This window comes from Caulobacter sp. X, from assembly GCF_002742635.1.
In the GTDB taxonomy this organism is placed as follows: domain Bacteria; phylum Pseudomonadota; class Alphaproteobacteria; order Caulobacterales; family Caulobacteraceae; genus Caulobacter.
This window is the reverse complement of record NZ_PEGF01000002.1, coordinates 1,266,892-1,283,927: the sequence shown is the minus strand read 5'-3', so window position 1 is coordinate 1,283,927 and position 17,036 is coordinate 1,266,892. Positions and strand designations below refer to the sequence as shown.

The 17,036-nt window shown below is 67.0% G+C and carries 16 protein-coding genes; 8 read left to right on the top strand and 8 right to left on the bottom strand.

Annotation, left to right across the window (positions count from 1 at the left end; all coding sequences use genetic code 11):
* Positions 1–364: 364 nt before the first annotated feature.
* The 3 genes from CSW60_RS18390 to CSW60_RS18380 form a co-directional block, all read right to left on the bottom strand.
* Positions 365–2,659, bottom strand: a complete 2,295-nt coding sequence (locus CSW60_RS18390) for a glycoside hydrolase family 3 N-terminal domain-containing protein (protein ID WP_099538622.1) — start codon at positions 2,657–2,659, stop codon at positions 365–367.
* A gap of 71 nt (positions 2,660–2,730) precedes the next feature.
* Positions 2,731–4,077 (bottom strand): dicarboxylate/amino acid:cation symporter, encoded by a 1,347-nt coding sequence (locus CSW60_RS18385; protein WP_099538621.1) that lies wholly within the window; start codon positions 4,075–4,077, stop codon positions 2,731–2,733.
* A 156-nt stretch (positions 4,078–4,233) separates the two neighbouring features.
* Entirely contained in the window at positions 4,234–5,592 is a 1,359-nt protein-coding gene (locus CSW60_RS18380; RefSeq protein ID WP_099538620.1) for a sugar MFS transporter, read from the bottom strand.
* Between the two features lie 210 nt (positions 5,593–5,802).
* On the opposite strand from CSW60_RS18380, the gene CSW60_RS23515 reads away from it, so the two are divergent.
* Positions 5,803–5,955: a hypothetical protein gene (locus CSW60_RS23515; RefSeq protein ID WP_161495660.1), complete on the top strand. Its 153-nt coding sequence runs from the start codon at positions 5,803–5,805 to the stop codon at positions 5,953–5,955.
* Between the two features lie 24 nt (positions 5,956–5,979).
* Here the strand turns inward: CSW60_RS23515 and CSW60_RS18375 are convergent, their stop codons facing one another.
* Positions 5,980–7,461: an NAD(P)/FAD-dependent oxidoreductase gene (locus CSW60_RS18375; RefSeq protein WP_099538619.1), complete on the bottom strand. Its 1,482-nt coding sequence runs from the start codon at positions 7,459–7,461 to the stop codon at positions 5,980–5,982.
* Positions 7,462–7,581: 120 nt separating this feature from the next.
* Positions 7,582–8,211 (bottom strand): glutathione S-transferase family protein, encoded by a 630-nt coding sequence (locus CSW60_RS18370; RefSeq protein ID WP_099538618.1) that lies wholly within the window; start codon positions 8,209–8,211, stop codon positions 7,582–7,584.
* A 145-nt stretch (positions 8,212–8,356) separates the two neighbouring features.
* Between CSW60_RS18370 and CSW60_RS18365 the strand changes: the two genes are divergently transcribed.
* From CSW60_RS18365 to CSW60_RS18345, 4 genes are all read left to right on the top strand, one after another.
* Complete coding sequence (locus tag CSW60_RS18365) at positions 8,357–9,859, top strand: MFS transporter (protein ID WP_099538617.1); 1,503 nt, start codon at positions 8,357–8,359, stop codon at positions 9,857–9,859.
* 193 nt (positions 9,860–10,052) lie between these two features.
* Positions 10,053–11,363: an adenylosuccinate lyase gene (gene purB, locus CSW60_RS18355; RefSeq protein ID WP_099538616.1), complete on the top strand. Its 1,311-nt coding sequence runs from the start codon at positions 10,053–10,055 to the stop codon at positions 11,361–11,363.
* A 4-nt stretch (positions 11,364–11,367) separates the two neighbouring features.
* Positions 11,368–12,111, top strand: a complete 744-nt coding sequence (locus CSW60_RS18350) for a 2OG-Fe(II) oxygenase family protein (RefSeq protein ID WP_099538615.1) — start codon at positions 11,368–11,370, stop codon at positions 12,109–12,111.
* Positions 12,098–12,601 carry a DNA-deoxyinosine glycosylase gene (locus tag CSW60_RS18345; RefSeq protein WP_099538614.1) on the top strand — a complete coding sequence of 168 codons (504 nt, stop codon included), beginning with the start codon at positions 12,098–12,100 and terminating at the stop codon, positions 12,599–12,601. The genes CSW60_RS18350 and CSW60_RS18345 overlap by 14 nt, the downstream gene beginning before the upstream one ends.
* A gap of 51 nt (positions 12,602–12,652) precedes the next feature.
* Here CSW60_RS18345 and CSW60_RS18340 read toward each other — a convergent pair whose 3' ends face one another.
* Positions 12,653–13,075, bottom strand: coding sequence for a DUF1842 domain-containing protein (locus CSW60_RS18340; RefSeq protein WP_099538613.1), 423 nt, complete (start codon positions 13,073–13,075; stop codon positions 12,653–12,655).
* A 308-nt stretch (positions 13,076–13,383) separates the two neighbouring features.
* Entirely contained in the window at positions 13,384–13,701 is a 318-nt protein-coding gene (locus CSW60_RS18335; protein ID WP_041538493.1) for a DUF1476 domain-containing protein, read from the bottom strand.
* Between the two features lie 284 nt (positions 13,702–13,985).
* Here CSW60_RS18335 and purC point away from each other — a divergent pair, with 284 nt between their 5' ends.
* Positions 13,986–14,744: a phosphoribosylaminoimidazolesuccinocarboxamide synthase gene (gene purC / locus CSW60_RS18330; RefSeq protein WP_099538612.1), complete on the top strand. Its 759-nt coding sequence runs from the start codon at positions 13,986–13,988 to the stop codon at positions 14,742–14,744.
* Between the two features lie 54 nt (positions 14,745–14,798).
* A complete protein-coding gene (gene purS, locus CSW60_RS18325) occupies positions 14,799–15,038 on the top strand; it encodes a phosphoribosylformylglycinamidine synthase subunit PurS (RefSeq protein ID WP_099538611.1) in 240 nt (79 codons plus the stop codon).
* 12 nt (positions 15,039–15,050) lie between these two features.
* Here the strand turns inward: purS and CSW60_RS18320 are convergent, their stop codons facing one another.
* Positions 15,051–15,674, bottom strand: a complete 624-nt coding sequence (locus CSW60_RS18320; RefSeq protein WP_099538610.1) for a TetR/AcrR family transcriptional regulator — start codon at positions 15,672–15,674, stop codon at positions 15,051–15,053.
* Positions 15,675–15,759: 85 nt separating this feature from the next.
* Here CSW60_RS18320 and CSW60_RS18315 point away from each other — a divergent pair, with 85 nt between their 5' ends.
* Positions 15,760–17,034, top strand: a complete 1,275-nt coding sequence (locus CSW60_RS18315) for a cytochrome P450 (RefSeq protein ID WP_099538609.1) — start codon at positions 15,760–15,762, stop codon at positions 17,032–17,034.
* The last annotated feature ends 2 nt before the right edge of the window (positions 17,035–17,036 follow it).

Genomic DNA, 17,036 nt, shown 5'->3' with positions numbered 1-17,036 from the left:
GCAGACGCGCCTTTTGCGCGCCACGAAGCAACATGGAGACGCCCCCCCAAACGCAAGCGCCTCGGCAACAAGCCACACTACGGCCCGTCGGGCATAACCTTATTTCGTTTCCAAGTCCTTTCAACGAGACATCCGGACGCAGGTCCGCGCCAGCCGAGGGCAGTTAATCGCCTACCTATGCCCCGGCCAACAGAATTGGATTTAAAACCTTTCAAGACAAAGACATGTCCTGAACCTGAATATTCCGTACACCGACCGGGCGCAGAGACCAGATTCGCTTGTCAGGCGAGTAAAAGCGGCCGTGAGGAACTGCGCGACGCCCCAATACGCCCGCAATCCAGCACGAAATGATTCGCGCTTCGCCTTATGCCGCCAGGAGTTCGAAGCTGGCGACGAGGCCGTCGGTCGCGCAATTGGCCAGCCAGACGTCGAATACGCCAGGCTCGGCGCCCCAATAGTCGTGATCGCCGACAAACATCAGGTTCTCGCGCCGCAGCTCGAACCGGACCTCGCGTTCGTTGCCGGGCGCCAGCGAGACGCGCTGGAAGCCCTTCAACTCGCGCACGGGGCGGGTGCGGCTGGCCACGCGGTCGCGAATGTAGAGCTGGACCACATGCTCGCCGTGGACCGACCCGGTGTTACGGACCTTGGCGGTGACATGGAGCGTCTGGTCCCAGCCGAGCTTTTCCGTGCTGAGACGCAGGTCGGTCACCGCGAACGGCGCATAACCAAGGCCGAAACCGAACGGATAGAGCGCGTCATTGCGGATCGACCGCCAGCGAGACTTGTACTCCTGGGCGTTGGGATCGGCCGGCGCGGGGCGGCCCGTGGGGCGGCCGTTGTAGAAGAACGGCTCCTGGCCGCTGTCGAGCGGGAAGCTGACCGGCAAGCGGCCGGACGGATTGACCGCGCCGAACAGCACGTCGGCGACGGCGTGGCCCATTTCGCTGCCGAGGAACCAGGTCGCCAGGATCGCCGGCGCGTCGCGGACCGGCCCTTCCAGCGCCAGGGCGCGACCGTGGCGCAGCAGCACGACGACCGGCTTGCCCGTGGCGGCGATCGCCTCGGCCAGACGCTGCTGGGCCGGCGGAATGCGGATGTCGGTGCGGGACTTGGCCTCGCCGGTCATGGTCTCGCTTTCGCCAATCGCCAGCAGCACGACATCGGCGGCCTGGGCGGCGGCGACCGCCCGCTCGATCCCGCCCGCGATCGGCGCTTCGACGTCGCAGCCGCGCTCGACCACAAGGCTGCCCGGATCGGCGAGCTGGCCCCGCAGGCCCGTGGCGAGGTCGACGTTCAGCGACTTGTCGGCGAAGAAACCGCCCCAGGCGCCCAGAACATTGTCGCGATCGTCGCCGAAGGGGCCGATCAGAGCCAAGCGCTTGCCCGCCTTGGGCAAGGGCAGCAGGCCGCCGTCGTTCTTGAGGAGGACGATCGAGCGCGCGCCGGCCTCGCGGCTCAGGGCGCGCAGGGCGGGCGTGGCGGTGCGCGCCTTCTCGGCGACCGGGTCCAGCGAGCGATAGGGGTTGTCGAAGAGGCCGATCGCCTCCTTCAGCGCCAGCACCCGGCGCACCGAAGCGTCGACCACCGCCATCGGCACGGCGCCCGAGGCGACCAGTTCGGGCAGATAGCGGACGTAGAGGCCGCTCTGCATGCTGATGTCGACACCGGCCAGGATCGCCAGGCGCGCGGCGTCGCGATCATCGGCGGCGTAGCCGTGGGCGACCAGCTCCTGGTCGGAGGTGTAGTCGGAGATGACCACGCCCTTGAAGCCCCACTCCTCGCGCAGCACGCCCGTCAGCAGGCGCTTGTTGGCGGTGGACGGGACGCCATTCACGTCGTTGAAGGCCGACATCACCGTCATCGCCCCCGCCGCGAAGGCGGCCTGGAACGGCGGGAGATGGACCTCGCGCAGGGTCGCCTCGGACAACTCGACTGAATTGTACTCGAGGCCGGCCGTCACCGCGCCGTAGGCGGCGAAGTGCTTGGGCGTGGCCAGCATGCTGTCGTCGGCCTTCAGGTCCTTGCCCTGGAAGCCGCGGACGCGGGCGGCGGCCATGACCTCGCCGAGATAGGGATCCTCGCCCGCCCCCTCGGCCACGCGGCCCCAGCGCTGGTCGCGGGCGACGTCGACCATCGGCGCGAAGGTCCAGTGCAGGCCCGAGGCGGAAGCTTCCGAGGCGGCGGCGCGGGCGGTGCGCTCGGCCAGATGCGGGTCGAAGCTGGCGGCCTCGGCCAACGGGATCGGGAAGACCGTGCGGAAGCCATGGATCACATCGGCGGCGAACAGCAGCGGGATCTTCAGGCGCGAGCCTTCGACAGCGGCCTTCTGCGTGTCGAGGGCGGCCTGGGCGCCCACGCCGTTCATCAGCACGCCGATCCGGCCGGCCTTGATCTCGGCGGTCAGGGTCTGGGCGTTGCGCAGATTGACCAGCGGGTTCATGTCGCCGATGGGCGGGCGGATCATGTCGGCGAAGCACGAGAGCTGACCCGCCTTCTCCTCGATCGTCATCTGGGCCAGCAGGGCCTCGACGCGGTCCGAAGCTCGGGCGAAGGCGCGGGGCGTGGCGACGGCCAGACCCGCGAGGGCGGCGGCGCCGGACAGGAATCCACGCCGGCTCGGCCCTTCCGGGCCGCCGTTCGCCGTCTTCAGAACCATGGAATCCCCCGGGGACGCTTTACGAGGCGCGCAAACTCGCCGCTAAAGCTTTCCGGCGCAACCGCGCAGACCTATTCCGCGGCGATCAGTCCCGCCTCGGCGGGGACCTGGCCGGCGTTGTAGGTCTCGAGGTCGAGGATGCCCTCACGCTTGGCGACAATGGTCGGGACCAGGGCCTGGCCGGCGACGTTCACGGCGGTGCGGCCCATGTCGAGGATCGGGTCGATCGCCAGCAGCAGGCCCGCGCCTTCCAGCGGCAGTCCCAGGGTCGACAGGGTCAGGGTCAGCATCACCGTGGCGCCGGTCAGACCGGCGGTGGCGGCCGAACCGATCACCGAGACGAAGACGATCAGGAAGTAGTCCGACAGCGCCAGATGCACGCCGAAGAACTGGGCCACGAAGATCGCCGAGATGGCCGGATAGATCGCCGCGCAGCCGTCCATCTTCGTCGTCGAGCCCAGCGGCACGGCGAAGGCGGCGTAGGCGCGCGGCACGCCAAGGCTCGTCTCGGTCACCGCCTCGGTCACCGGCAGGGTTCCGACCGAGGAGCGCGAGACGAAGCCCAGCTGGATCGCGGGCCAGGCGCCTTGGAAGAACTTGATCGGGTTGAGGCCGTTCAGGGCCAGGATGGTCGGATAGACGACCAGCAGCACCAGGCCGAGACCGATATAGATCGCGCCGGTGAAGGCGCCGAGCTGGCCCAGCGTCGTCCAGCCGTATTGCGCCACGGCGTTGCCGAACAGGCCGATGGTGCCGATCGGCGTCAGGCGGATCACCCACCACAGGACCTTGCGCACGATCGCCAGGGCCGAGGCGTTGAACTTCAGGAAGGCCTCGCCCGCCTCGCCGACCTTCAGAGCGGCGACGCCGGTGACCAGCGAGATGACGACGATCTGCAGCACGTTGAACGACAGCGAGGTCGTGGCCGCGCCGGCGTCGCTGATCTTGGTCGAGGCCGCCAGGCCCAGCACGTTGACGGGCACGAGGCCGGTCAGGAAGTCGAGCCACGAGCCATGGGTCTTGGGCGCCTTGGCGGCGGCGGCCTCGACCGTGGTGTGCAGGCCGGGCTGCAGGATCAGACCCAGGGCGATGCCGATCAGCACCGCGATCAGGGCGGTGACCGCGAACCAGAACAGCGTGCGCCAGACCAGGCGCGCGGCGTTCTGCAGCTGGGCGATATTGGCGACGCTAGCGACGATGGCGGTGAAGACCAGCGGCGGCACCAGGGTGCGCAGCAGCTGGACGAAGATCGCGCCGACCTGGTGCAGGGTCTCGGCCAGGGCGTAGCCGCCCTGCCCTTCCGCCGGCCCCAGCTGGCGGGCCAGCAGGCCAAGGCCCAGGCCGATCGCCATGGCGGCCAGGACCTGGACGCCAAAGCCGCTGATGAAGCGGCTGCTCTTGGGTTGGACGGCGGCCATGCGCGTTCCTTCGCTCGTGAGACCGCCAATGTCGTGCCGAGCACTGGGAATTACGACCGAGGTTTTTCGATAGACGCCTTCAGGAAAACTGATCGGCAAAAAGAAACCCCGGAAAGCCGAAGCCTTCCGGGGCGCTTGCAGGCGGGTCTCGAAAGGTCAGTGGCCGCCGGCCACCGCCTCGTCCTCGATCTCGTGGGTCGGGGCGTTCTTGGACACCAGCGCGAACCACAGGACGTAGACGTAGCAGATCAGCGGGGCGATGAAGGCCAGCGACTTGGAGCCGGTCATCTCCTCGATCTTGGCGAAGGCCAGCGGCAGGAAGGCGCCGCCGACGATGGCCATGCACAGCAGACCCGAGGTCGCCGAGGCCGGAGCCGACGAGCGCTGCAGGGTCAGGGTGAAGATGGTCGGGAACATGATCGAGTTGAACAGGCCGATCAGCAGGGCCGCGAAGGCCGGGATCAGGCCCGTCGTCATCGGGACCGTGGCCAGGAGCAGGTTGATGTCGCCGGTGTGGGCGCTCGGAACCATGTCCTTGGTCAGGATGACGACCAGGCTCAGCGCGATCGCGCCGACGGCCACGGCGGTCAGCAGCCAGTAGTCCTTGAATGACTTCAGCAGGGCCGAGCCGGCGAAGCGGCCGATCATGGCGAAGACCATGTAGAAGGTCGTCATCTTGCCGGCCTGTTCGGCCGGGATGTTCAGGATGTGCGCCTGCTCGATGAACAGCAGCAGGTTCAGCGAGATCGCGACCTCGGCGCCGACATAGAGGAAGATGCCGATCGCGCCCAGGTTCGCCCACTTCGACGACAGAGCCGCCAGCGGATTGATGAAGTGGCCGGTCTTGGGGGCCGCCTCGGTGATCTGGCGGCGCACGAAGAAGATGGCCAGGATGAACAGGGCCAGGCCCGCGCCGATCACGAAATAGACGTTGGACACGAAGCCCAGGGCCTGCTCGCGCATGGCCTCGGTGATCGTAATGCCCTTCTCGAAGATCTGGCCCTTGAGCAGGAAGTTGGCGCCGAACCACAGGCCGCAGGCCGCGCCCAGCGAGTTGAACGCCTGGGACAGGTTCAGCCGGAACGAGCTGTCCTCGGGACGGCCCATCGATGCGATCAGCGGGTTGGCCGCCACCTGCAGCAGGGTGATGCCCGAGGCCATGACGAACAGGGCCGTCAGCACCAGGGCGAAGGTGTGCAGCTTGGCCGCCGCGATGGCGATGAAGCAGCCGGCGACGATGCCGCCGAGACCCACCATCACCGACTTGGCGTAGCCGAACTTGGACAGGAAGGCGGCCGAGGGCATCGACATGACGCCATAGGCGATGAAGAAGGCGAAGCCGGTCAGGCTGGCTTCGACCGGGGTCAGGGTGAAGACCGTCTTCATGGTCTTCAGCAGCGGGTCCAGCAGATTGGTGACCAGCGCCCAGATGAAGAACAGGCACGTCACATAGACGATAGCCAGCTTGGAGCCCCCGCTCTTGGCCGGGGATTTGGCGATCGCGGCGTCACTCATCGAACGCCTCCGCGATTGAATTTGAGCACCGAAATCACTGGACCACTCCCTAGGCGACGATGTTCGCGAGTCCGTCTTTGCGCGGACGCGACATTCATTGGAAGCGCGACAACGTTGTCAACCATTTGTATGATTTTTTGCCGCGCCAACGGTCGTTTTCGGAACGGAAAACGCCCTCCCTCGCTTGGTCTTGAGAAGCGGGAGATTTCCATGTTGGCGTTGGCGGTTGTGGTGATTTCCGGGGTCTTCGTGCTGGCCGCGATGGCCGGACTCGCCGACGCGATCGTGTGCTTCGCCTGCGGCGGCGTGAGCCGGCTGATGAGCGAATCGAAGCGTCAAAAGCCGGAGCAGACGCCCGCCTAGAGAATCACCGCCCGGGACCCGAGCTCAGGCCGCGGCGCGTTGCGGCGCCGGTCGCTCGACGCGGACCATGGGACGGTCGTAGGCGGCGTTCTCGTCGACCTCCCAGACATCATGCACGCGCTCGCCGGCGATGATGTTCTCGGCGGTCAGAACGCCGGTCATCATGGCCCGGTCCTGGTCGCCATAGCGGTGCATGCCGTTGCGACCCACCAGGTGCAGGCCCGGATAGTGCATCTTCAGATCCAGGCGGATCATCCGGATGTGCTCGGCATAGGCCTCGTCATAGACCGGATAGGCCTTGCGCTGGCGGGCGACGCACGCGTCCTCGACCGCCTCGACATCCATCAGGCCTATGCGGGCGATCTCGGCCTTGGCCTTGGCGATCAGTTCGGCGTCCGAAAGGCTCCAGAGGGCGTCCCCCTCGAAGCAGAAATATTCCAGGCCCAGCGCCGCCTCGACGCCGTCGGGGATCATCTCGGGCGACCAGGCCCGCAGGTCGCGCACGCGGCCGACCTGCACCGAGGCGTCATGGACGTAGATCCAGGTGTCCGGCGGCGCCTTGCGCGGCTTGCCGATCAGCACGACCGTCAGGAAGTCGCGGTACATCAGCTCGCCGGCGTGGAAGACGCTCATCGGAGTCGGGCTGATCGACTGCATCAGCTCGCGGATCGGCGCCGAGGAGACCACGTTGTCGGCGGTGTAGATCTCCTTGCGGCCGTCGGCGCAGGCGACCGAGACGGTCCAGAGGCGCGCGAGCTTGTCGTAGTGCAGACCATCGACCCGTCGTCCCAGGCGGACGTCGCCGCCCAGCGCGACGATCTTCTCGGCGCAAGCCTCCCAGACCATGCCCGCGCCCTGGCGGGGATAGAGAAAGCGCTCGCTCAGGGTCTTGGTCGGCGCGGCGACCGGCGCCTTGCGTTGCAAGCCCAGCGACCGGCGGACGCCGTCCGCGATCGCGGTCCCCAGATGCAGCCCCCGGATCCGCTGGCGCGCCCAGTCGGCCGACAGGTCATCGCAGCTCATGCCCCACACCTTCTCGGCGTAGGACTTGAAGAAGGTCGTGAACAGCGTCTCGCCGAAATGATTGCGGACCCAGTCGCGGAAGCTCTCGGGCTGCTTGATCGGCTTGACCTTGGCCCAGGCGAACGACGCCAGGCACCTGGTCGCCATCCAGGGGCCAAGATTGGCCAGCGCCTGGAAAGCCCGCAGCGGAAACGCGTAGAACCGCCCTTGATAGTAGATGCGCGAGCGGCGCGACCGTTCGACGAAGCCCTCGGGCAGCATCTCGCGCCACAGGTCGAGAACCTCGGGATTGCGCGAGAAGAACCGATGGCCGCCGATGTCGAACTTCAAGCCCTTGTAGTCGAGCGTCCGAGCGACGCCGCCCACGCGGGCCGCATCCATCTCGAGCACGGTCACGCCCCGCCCGGCCTTGGCGAGGGTGTAGGCGGTCGTCAGACCGGCCGGCCCGCCGCCGATCACCAGGGTCTCCACGTGCTGGCCCATCCGCCCCTCCAAGGTCCCGTTTCGATACAGGATGGAGCGGCTTGGTTAAGGCCCTCTCGCGAGGCGTGGTGAAATGGGCGTTAATCGTGAATCGGGACGATTGGCCGCGCCTTCGCCGTTTCACCCCGCCCGCGCCGCCCGCTCCCACTCCAGGAACTCCGGCGTCTCGAGCAGGCGTTCGGCATAGGCCCCGGCCGCGCCGGCGTCGCCATAGTCGGACGGGTGGATCTCGTAGGTCCGGAAGCGCGTCGCCACCGGCGTGAAGAAGGCGTCGGCGATTGACCATTCGCCCAGCAGGAACGGCCCGCCCGAGCGCTTGAGCAGCTGGTTCCAGCGCTCGACGATCTTGCGCACGTCCTTCTGGGTGGCTTCGGAGATGTCCAGCTTGCGCGGTGCCTCGTCCAAGGCCATCGGGCACTCGCCGCGGAGGGACTGGAACCCCGAGTGCATCTCGGCGGCCGCCGAGCGCCCCAGCGCCCGCAACGCGGGATCAGCGGGCCAGAGCTTAGCCTCGGGAAATTTCTCGGCCAGATACTCGCAGATCGCCAGCGAGTCCCAGACCACCAGGTCGCCATCGCGCAACACGGGTACGAGCTTGCTCGGCGAATAGGCGGCGATCTCGGCCGTCGTGGCGTCACCCCAGCGCAACCCGATCACGGTCTCCTTGAAAGACTGGCCGGTGCGCTTCAGCGCCAGCCACGGGCGCAGCGACCAGCTTGACCACCGCTTGGTGCCGATCACGAGTTCCATGGCGCGCTCCTCTCGACGAAAGCCTTTACAATAACGCTTTAGCGCCTGGATCAGCGCGAGGAAATTAGCCTCTGGCGCTTTGGCTTCCGCTCCGTCACAGTCCCCTCAAAGAACTAGAACAAATGTTTGAAGGGAGAGAGTCAGGATGGCCGACGCGCGTGCGTCCGGCGGCGATCGGCCGCGTTATTCCAATGGTTACAAGGCCGCGGTGCTAAGCCTGCTGCTGGCGACCTACACCTTCAACTTCATCGACCGGACGATCATCGCCACCATCGGCCAGGCCATCAAGGTCGACCTCAAGCTGACCGACACCCAGCTAGGCCTGCTGGGCGGGCTCTACTTCGCCCTGCTCTACACGATCCTGGGCATCCCGATCGCCAGGCTGGCCGAGCGCTACAACCGCGTTACGATCATCTCGGTGTCGCTGGTGATCTGGTCGGGCTTCACCGCCCTGTGCGGCGCGGCCGCCAGCTTCGCGCAGCTTGCCCTGTTCCGCTTCGGCGTCGGGGTCGGCGAGGCCGGCTGCTCGCCGCCCAGCCACTCGCTGATCAGCGACTATTTCGAGCCCAAGAAGCGCGCCTCGGCCCTGTCGATCTACTCGTTCGGCATCCCGCTGGGCACCATGTTCGGCGCCGTCGCCGGCGGGTGGCTGGCGCAGGAGTTCAGCTGGCGCGTGGCCTTCGTGATCGTCGGCCTGCCCGGCATCCTGCTGGCCCTGCTGGTCAAGCTGGTGGTCAAGGAGCCCCCGCGCGGCCACTCCGAAATCGTCGAGCGCCCGATCGAGGCCGAGGACCTCGTGGTCGAGCCGGCCGCCAAGCCCCGGTTCTCGCTCGCCCAAGAGTTCTCCGAGCTCTGGGCGGTGACCAAGATCCTGTTTGGCAAGTGGCCCGTGCTGCACATGGTGCTGGGCGTCACCATCGCCTCGTTCGGCTCCTATGGCTCCGGCGCGTTCGTGCCGCCGTACTTCGTGCGGACCTATGGATTGGGCTTGGCGCAAGTCGGCCTGATCGTCGGCCTGATCGGCGGATTCTCGGCGGGGGTGGGCACCCTGGTCGGCGGCTTCCTCTCGGACTGGGCGGGTAAGAAGAGCGCCCGCTGGTACGCCCTGACCCCGGCGATCGGTCTGCTGATCTGCACGCCGATCTATATAGCCGCCTATCTGCAGACCAGCTGGCAGGCTACGGCCCTGATCCTGCTGATCCCGGGCATCTTCCACTATACCTATCTGGCCCCGACCTTCGGCGTGGTGCAGAACTCGGTCGAGCCGCGCCGGCGGGCCACGGCCACGGCCCTGCTGTTCTTCTTCCTGAACCTGATCGCCCTGGGCGGCGGGCCGGTCTTCACCGGCTGGCTGATCGACCACCTGGCGCAGTTCAACTTCAACCATCCGGGCTCGACCGGCATCGTCCACGCCCTGGCCGGATCGTTCGGCGACCCCGGCGCGGCCAGCTTCTCGGCCGAGTGCCCCGGCGGCCTGGCGCCCAAGGGCTCCGCGCCCGAACTCGCCAAGGCCTGCGCCGGCGCCATGGCCCGTTCGACGCAACAAGGCATTGTCATCTCGCTGTGCTTCTACGCCTGGGCCGGCGTCCACTACGCCTTGGCGGCCATCGGGCTGGTCAAGCACATGAAGGAGCGGGCGGGGGCGTAGGGCCAAAGATGCTCCCCCGCGTTGCGGGGGAGCTGCCGCGGAGCGGCTGAGGGGGCTAGCTGGACACCGGCCGCGCTCGCCCCCTCCGGCCCTCTGGGCCACCTCCCCCGCATCGCGGGGGAGGATCCATTTCGCGCCAAGTAATAACCCTCTTCCCTTGACTCCCCGGCTCGCCCGGCCGAAACGCCCGCCCATGATCAGCCGCTACGCCCGCCCCGAAGCCGCCGCCATCTGGTCCAGCCAGACCAAGTACAAGATCTGGTTCGAGATCGAGGCCCACGCCGCAGACGCCATGGCCGAGCTTGGGGTCATCCCCAAGATCGCCGCCGAGACGATCTGGGAGAAGGGCCGCGACGCGGTCTGGGACAGCGACCGCATCGACGAGATCGAGCGCGTCACCAAGCACGATGTCATCGCCTTCCTGACCCATGTCGCCGAGATCGTCGGTCCGGAAGCCCGCTTCCTGCACCAGGGCATGACCAGCTCGGACGTGCTGGACACCTGCTTCGCCGTGCAGCTGTCGCGCGCCACCGATCTGCTGCTGGAAGACGTCGATCTGGTTCTGGCCGCGCTGAAGCGCCGGGCGCTTGAGCACAAGATGACCGTCTGCGTGGGCCGCAGCCACGGCATCCACGCCGAACCGATCACCTTTGGCCTGAAGCTGGCCGGCTACTACGCCGAGTTCCAGCGCGCCAAGGAGCGCCTGGCGATGGCCAAGTTCGAGATCGCCACCTGCGCGATCTCGGGCGCCGTGGGCACCTTCGCCAATGTCGATCCGCGCGTCGAACAGCATGTGGCCGACAAGATGGGCCTGGCCGTCGAGCCGGTCTCGACCCAGGTCATCCCGCGCGACCGCCACGCGGCCTATTTCGCGGCCCTGGGCGTGGTCGCCTCGTCGGTCGAGCGTCTCGCCACCGAGATCCGCCACCTGCAGCGCACCGAGGTGCTGGAAGCCGAGGAGCCCTTCGATCCGGGCCAGAAGGGCAGCTCGGCCATGCCGCACAAGCGCAACCCGATCCTGACCGAGAACCTCACGGGCCTTGCCCGCCTGGTCCGCTCGGCCGTGGTGCCGGCGATGGAGAACGTCGCCCTCTGGCACGAGCGCGACATCAGCCACTCGTCGGTCGAGCGCGGCATCGGCCCGGACGCCACCATCCACCTCGACTTCGCCCTGCGCCGCCTGGCCGGCGTCATCGAGCGCTTCAATATCTATCCCGACAACATGGCCAAGAACCTGGACAAGCTGGGGGGCCTCGTCTTCTCGCAGCGCGTCATGCTGGCCCTGACCCAGGAAGGCGTGTCGCGCGAAGACGCCTACGCCGCCGTCCAGGGCAACGCCATGAAGGTCTGGCGCGGCGAAGGCCGGTTCATCGACTTCCTGAAGGCCGATCCGGTGGTGTCCAAGGCCCTGTCGGACAGCGTGCTCGAGGAGCTGTTCGACTACGGCTATCACACCAAGAACGTCGACGTGATCTTCAAGCGCGTCTTCGGCCAGGACGCGTAAGACCTTGGACGACGCGCCGATCCTGCGCCTGAACCCGGCGCTTGATCCGGCCGCCTTCGCGGCGGCCTACGCTCGCGAGGGCGTGGCGCGTATTCCGGACGTCTTCGAGCCCGCCGTGGTCGATCGGCTGGCCGGCATTCTCGAACAGACCATCGACTGGGACATCATCTGCTCGGACGAGCGCGGCAAGGCCGAGGTCCTGGACCGCGCGCGCCGGCAGGCCCTGGGCGGCGAAGCGGTGGCTCAGCGGCTGCACGCGGCCACGACCCGGGCCCGCGACGGCTTCGCCTATGTCTATCTCGGCTATCCGATGATCGACGCCTATCTGGCCGGCCGCGATCCGGGCCATCCGATCCACGCCCTGACCGAGTTCCTGAACAGCGAGGCCTTCATCGGCTTCTGCTCGGCGGTGACGGTAGAGACGAGCGTCACCAAGATCGACGGCCAGGCCACCTGCTACCGCCCCGGCGACTTTCTGACCCTGCACGACGACACCGGCGTGGGCGAGCGCCTTGCGGCCTACACCCTGGGCCTGACGCGGACCTGGCGACCGGATTGGGGCGGCCAACTGCTGTTTCATGACGCCAAGGGCGACGTCGAGCGCGGCTATGCGCCGGCCTGGAACACCCTGACCCTGTTCCGCGTGCCCCGCGTCCACTCGGTCGCGCCGGTCGCGCCCTACGCCGGCGCGGCGCGGTTGATGGTCACCGGCTGGCTGCGCAACGACCCGCCCCATGGCGGCGGTTAAGCGGGGCTTTCCCCCGGTCGTCGACGCGAACGTCCGCGTCCTGATCCTGGGCAGCCTGCCCGGCGAGGCCTCGCTGGCCGCGCGCCAGTACTACGGCAATCCCAGGAACGCCTTCTGGCGGTTGATGGAGCGGGTGCTGGACGTCTCGCTGACGCCCCTGCCCTATGAAGAACGCCTCGCCGCGCTGCTGGCCCGCGGCGTCGGCCTGTGGGACGTGATCGCGGAGGCCCAGCGCCCCGGCAGCCTGGACGCGGCCATCCGCGATCCGGCGGCCAACGACCTGCTGGCGCTGATCGAAACCCTGCCAAGCCTGAAAGGCGTGGCCTTCAACGGCGGGACCGCGGCCAAGCTGGGCGGCAAGCTGCTGGGCGACCGCGTCCCGACGCTGGCCCTGCCCTCCTCGAGTCCAGCCCACGCGGCGCGGACGTTCGAGCAGAAGCTGGAGGCTTGGCGGTCCTTGGCGTCGTTCCTCCAGCCCCACGGATCATAAGAAAGCCCGCGCCGCCGATCGAGGCGACGCGGGCCAAGCGCCTTGGAAGGGTCAGGCGATATTCTTGACCGGCACGTTCTCGACGTGGGTGGTCACGTAGTTGAAGCCGCCAGAACCGTTCCACTGCTGATCGACCGACAGGGCCGCGGTGAACTTGGCCAGGAACGAGCCGATCGCCGGCGGCGGCACCGTGTAGACGAACTCGCCCTGCAGCGAGACCAGTTGGTGATTGGGGCCAAGGCCGGTCTGATAGATCTGGCCGGTGACCGGGAACCGGTGATTGCCGCCAGGCACCGCCTGGGTGATCTCGGCGATGCCGGCGACGTGACCCGAGGCGGCCTGGACCGACAGCGCCAGATTGACCAGCGGCGCGCCGGGCGTCCCGGCGTTGCCGACCACGGCCTTGACGAAATAGAGGCCCAGCACATCGCTGGCGGTTTTTTGGGTATGAAGCGTACCGACATCAGCAGTCATTGGACGTTCTCCCTGCTCGAAGGCGACCGTCACGGCCGCCGGGCGGCACATTGATCCTCCGCGCCGGGGACGCCAGATAAAACCTGGGCGAAAATTTGAATTTCTAACAGCCTATGCTTGCATATCGATCCGGAACTCGCCTATCGCCATTAACCAAGTCCGGACATGGCAAGGCCTCGCGGAAAGCGGGCCGCGCCAGCTCCACCCCAGGTATTTTTAGAATAAATCGAACGCGGCGGGCGGCCGATCGCGCACGAAAAAGGCCGCCCCGAAGGGCGGCCTCATTCAATCGGCGATCAGGCCCGTGCTTACTCGCCGGCCTTGATCTGCTCGCGGGCCTGAGCCAGCAACTCGGCCATCTTCATGCGGACCTCGCCCTCGCCGATCGAGACGCCCGAGCCCTTCAAGTCCTCGTAAACCTTGCGGAAAACGTCGTCGTCGCCCGGCTGTTCGAAATCGGACTTGACCACGGCGCGCGCGTATTCCTCGGCGGTCGCCAGGCCCATCAGGCCGGCCGCCCATTCGCCCAGAAGGCGGTTGCGGCGCGCGGCCGCCTTGAATTCCAGTTCCTGGTCCAGCGCGAACTTACGTTCGAAACCCTGCTCGCGTTCGTCGAAGGTGGTCATGAAGGCCCCAAAGTCGTCTGAGCCGGCTGCATATATCGTGCCGCTTCGGTCCGCAATCTCGGGATCGTCCCGAGCGGCGTTTATAGTCCTTAGCATAAACCAAATTCGCCCGCCTTTGTTTGCGCCATCGCGCTCATTCGGGTAGGTTCCGACGGACATTTTTTAGTGAGCGGCCTTGAGTCGAAAGCCGCGCGCAGCTATCCGCCGCGCGCGCTTTTCGTTTCTCGGGAAGTTTTTCCGGGTATGGGCGGCGCGCGCTTCCAAAAAGGGCCTCGACGAGAGCCATGACGACCCGTCGCAAGAAGATCTACGAAGGCAAGGCCAAGATCCTGTACGAGGGCCCCGAGCCCGGCACCCTGATCCAGTACTTCAAGGACGACGCCACCGCGTTCAACGCGCAGAAGAAGGCGGTCCTGGAAGGCAAGGGCGTGATCAACAACCGGATCAGCGAGTACATCATGACTCGCCTGAACTCGATCGGCGTGCAGAACCACTTCATCCGCCGCCTGAACCTGCGCGAGCAGCTGATCAAGGAAGTCGAGATCGTTCCGCTCGAGGTCGTGGTGCGCAACATCGCCGCCGGCTCGATCGCCACGCGCCTGGGTCTGACCGAGGGCCAGCCCCTGCCCCGCTCGATCATCGAGTTCTACTACAAGGACGACAAGCTCGGCGACCCGATGGTCTCCGAGGAGCACATCACCGCGTTCAACTGGGCCGCGACCCAGGAGATCGACGACATGATGGCCATGGCCCTGCGCGTGAACGACTACCTGTCGGGCCTATTCAGCGGCGTCGGCATCACGCTGGTGGACTTCAAGATCGAGTTCGGCCGCGTCTACGAAGGCGACTTCTCGCGCATCATCCTGGCCGACGAGATCAGCCCCGACAGCTGCCGCCTGTGGGACGCCGCGACCAACGAGAAGCTGGACAAGGATCGCTTCCGCCGCGACCTCGGCAACGTCATCGAGAGCTATACCGAGGTGGCCCGCCGCCTGGGGATCATGAAGGAAATGCCGACCGTCATCCAAGGCGGCGTGCACTAAGCCTTCGGTCGGAAGTCGTCGCGACGCCCGGCGTCGCGAAGGGAGAGTTTGTCAGTGAAAGCCACCGTCCACGTGTTCCTGAAGCCCGGCGTGCTCGACGTCCAGGGCAAGGCCGTCGAGAACGCTCTGCACGGCCTGGGCTGGGCTGGCGTCAAGGACGCCCGGGTCGGCCGCGTCATCGAGTTCGACCTGGCCGAGACCGACGCCGAAAAGGCCAAGGCCGAGGTCAAGGCCATGTGCGAGAAGCTGCTGGCCAACACCGTGATCGAAAGCTACCGCATCGACGTCGCCTGAGTTGACTTGGGCCTAAGCGGCGAAGCTCGTCCTGAGCATCGCCAGGCTGGTCTCCCGGATGGGCTCCAGGTCCATGCCGGGATCGATCAGCAGCTGGGTCGAGAGGCCCAGCAGCAACGACCCCACCATCAGCGCCGTCGCATCGGCGTTCAGGCCTTCGCGGATCACGCCCTCGGCCTGCCCCCGCAGCACCATGGCCTCCAGACGCTCCTCGGCGCCCTTGTGCGCCAGGGCGAAGGGCGCGCGCAGGTCAGAGACGTCGGCCACCGCGCCGGCCAGCAGCACGAAATACGCCCGCATCTCGCCGTCCCGCGACAGGTTCGTCAGGAAGGCGTCGACGAAGCCCAGCACCGCCTCCAGCCCGTCGAGCTGGTCCAGGCGGCGGTCATCCATCACCGCTTCAAGCCGCGTCTGCAGCCGGGCGATCAGCGCCTCGATCAGCCCTTGCTTGGATCCGAACCGCTGGGTCACCAGCCCCCGGCTGTAACCCGCCCGCAGTCCGATGTTCTCGAAAGTGGCCGCGGCCACGCCCTGCTCGGCGATCAGCTCGGCCGCGGCGCGCAGCAGCTCGGCCTCCGACTGCTGGCGGCGGTCTGACTGGGTGCGGCGCTCGGGAACCTTAAGGGACGACGTCATCTTGCCGAACTTAGTTATTTGTTGGACAACAAGCAAATAATTGAGATGGCCGGAGAGCCATCCTTGGGAGAACCAGGAGGCCTGCATGACAATCCCCGCCGACATCGCCAAGGACATTGTCGATCCCACCGCCTATGCCGACGGCGACCGCGTCGATCAGGCCTTCGCCTGGCTGCGCAAGGAGGCGCCGCTGGATGTGGCCCAGCCCGAGGGCTTCGATCCGTTCTGGGTGGTCACGCGCCACGCCGACATCCTGGAGGTCGAGCGCCAGAACGAGCTCTTTCACAACGGCGACCGCGCCACGGTGCTGACCACGATCGAGGCCGATCGCAAGGTGCGCGAGATGATGGGCGGGTCCCCTCACCTGGTCCGCTCGCTGGTGCAGATGGATAATCCGGACCACTTCGCCTATCGGAAGGTCACGCAAGGCTCGCTGCTGCCGCAGAACCTGCGCGCGCTGGAAGCCCGCGTCCGCGAGATCGCCCGCGGCTTCGTCGACCGTATGGCCGAGCACGGCGACCGCTGTGACTTCGCCCGGGACGTCGCCTTCCTCTATCCCCTGCACGTGATCATGGAGGTGTTGGGCGTCCCCGAGAGCGACGAGCCCCGGATGCTCAAACTGACCCAGGAGCTGTTCGGCAACGCCGACCCGGACCTGAACCGCAGCGGCAAGACGATCACCGACGCCGGCGAAGGCGTCGACAGCATCCAGTCCGTGGTCATGGACTTCATGATGTATTTCAACGCCATGACCGAGGACCGTCGCGCCAAGCCGCGCGACGACCTGGCCAGCATCATCGCCAACGGCAAGATCAACGGCGAGCCGATGGGGCACCTGGAGGCGATGAGCAACTACATCATCGCCGCCACGGCGGGCCACGACACCACGTCCTCGACCACCGCCGGGGCGCTGTGGGCTCTGGCCGAGAACCCCGAGCAGTTCGCCAAGGTGAAAGCCGACCCCTCGTTGATCTCGGGCCTGATCGAGGAATCGATCCGCTGGGTCACGCCGGTGAAGCACTTCATGCGCACCGCCACGGCCGACGCCGAGCTGGCGGGTAAGAAAATCGCCAAGGGCGACTGGCTGTTCCTGTCCTACCCCTCGGGCAACCGCGACGAGACGGTGTTCGAGGACCCTTTCAGCTTCAAGGTCGACCGCACGCCCAACAAGCACATCGCCTTCGGCTACGGCGCGCACATCTGCCTGGGCCAGCACCTGGCGCGGATGGAGATGCGGGTGCTGTGGGAGGAGCTGTTCGCCCGTCTCGAGAGCGTCGAGCTGGACGGAACGCCGACGCGCATGACCGCCAACTTCGTCTGCGGCCCCAAGGCTGTGCCGATCCGCTTCAAGATGCACTGAGG

Coding starts and splice junctions, on each gene's coding strand:
- purC (WP_099538612.1), top strand. CDS start 13,986: ATGACGACCCGTCGCAAGAAGATCTACGAAGGCAAGGCCAAGATCCTG.
- CSW60_RS18370 (WP_099538618.1), bottom strand. CDS start 8,211: ATGGAACTCGTGATCGGCACCAAGCGGTGGTCAAGCTGGTCGCTGCGC.
- purB (WP_099538616.1), top strand. CDS start 10,053: ATGATCAGCCGCTACGCCCGCCCCGAAGCCGCCGCCATCTGGTCCAGC.
- CSW60_RS23515 (WP_161495660.1), top strand. CDS start 5,803: ATGTTGGCGTTGGCGGTTGTGGTGATTTCCGGGGTCTTCGTGCTGGCC.
- CSW60_RS18380 (WP_099538620.1), bottom strand. CDS start 5,592: ATGAGTGACGCCGCGATCGCCAAATCCCCGGCCAAGAGCGGGGGCTCC.
- CSW60_RS18385 (WP_099538621.1), bottom strand. CDS start 4,077: ATGGCCGCCGTCCAACCCAAGAGCAGCCGCTTCATCAGCGGCTTTGGC.
- CSW60_RS18315 (WP_099538609.1), top strand. CDS start 15,760: ATGACAATCCCCGCCGACATCGCCAAGGACATTGTCGATCCCACCGCC.
- CSW60_RS18335 (WP_041538493.1), bottom strand. CDS start 13,701: ATGACCACCTTCGACGAACGCGAGCAGGGTTTCGAACGTAAGTTCGCG.
- CSW60_RS18365 (WP_099538617.1), top strand. CDS start 8,357: ATGGCCGACGCGCGTGCGTCCGGCGGCGATCGGCCGCGTTATTCCAAT.
- CSW60_RS18340 (WP_099538613.1), bottom strand. CDS start 13,075: ATGACTGCTGATGTCGGTACGCTTCATACCCAAAAAACCGCCAGCGAT.
- CSW60_RS18345 (WP_099538614.1), top strand. CDS start 12,098: ATGGCGGCGGTTAAGCGGGGCTTTCCCCCGGTCGTCGACGCGAACGTC.
- CSW60_RS18390 (WP_099538622.1), bottom strand. CDS start 2,659: ATGGTTCTGAAGACGGCGAACGGCGGCCCGGAAGGGCCGAGCCGGCGT.
- CSW60_RS18375 (WP_099538619.1), bottom strand. CDS start 7,461: ATGGGCCAGCACGTGGAGACCCTGGTGATCGGCGGCGGGCCGGCCGGT.
- CSW60_RS18320 (WP_099538610.1), bottom strand. CDS start 15,674: ATGACGTCGTCCCTTAAGGTTCCCGAGCGCCGCACCCAGTCAGACCGC.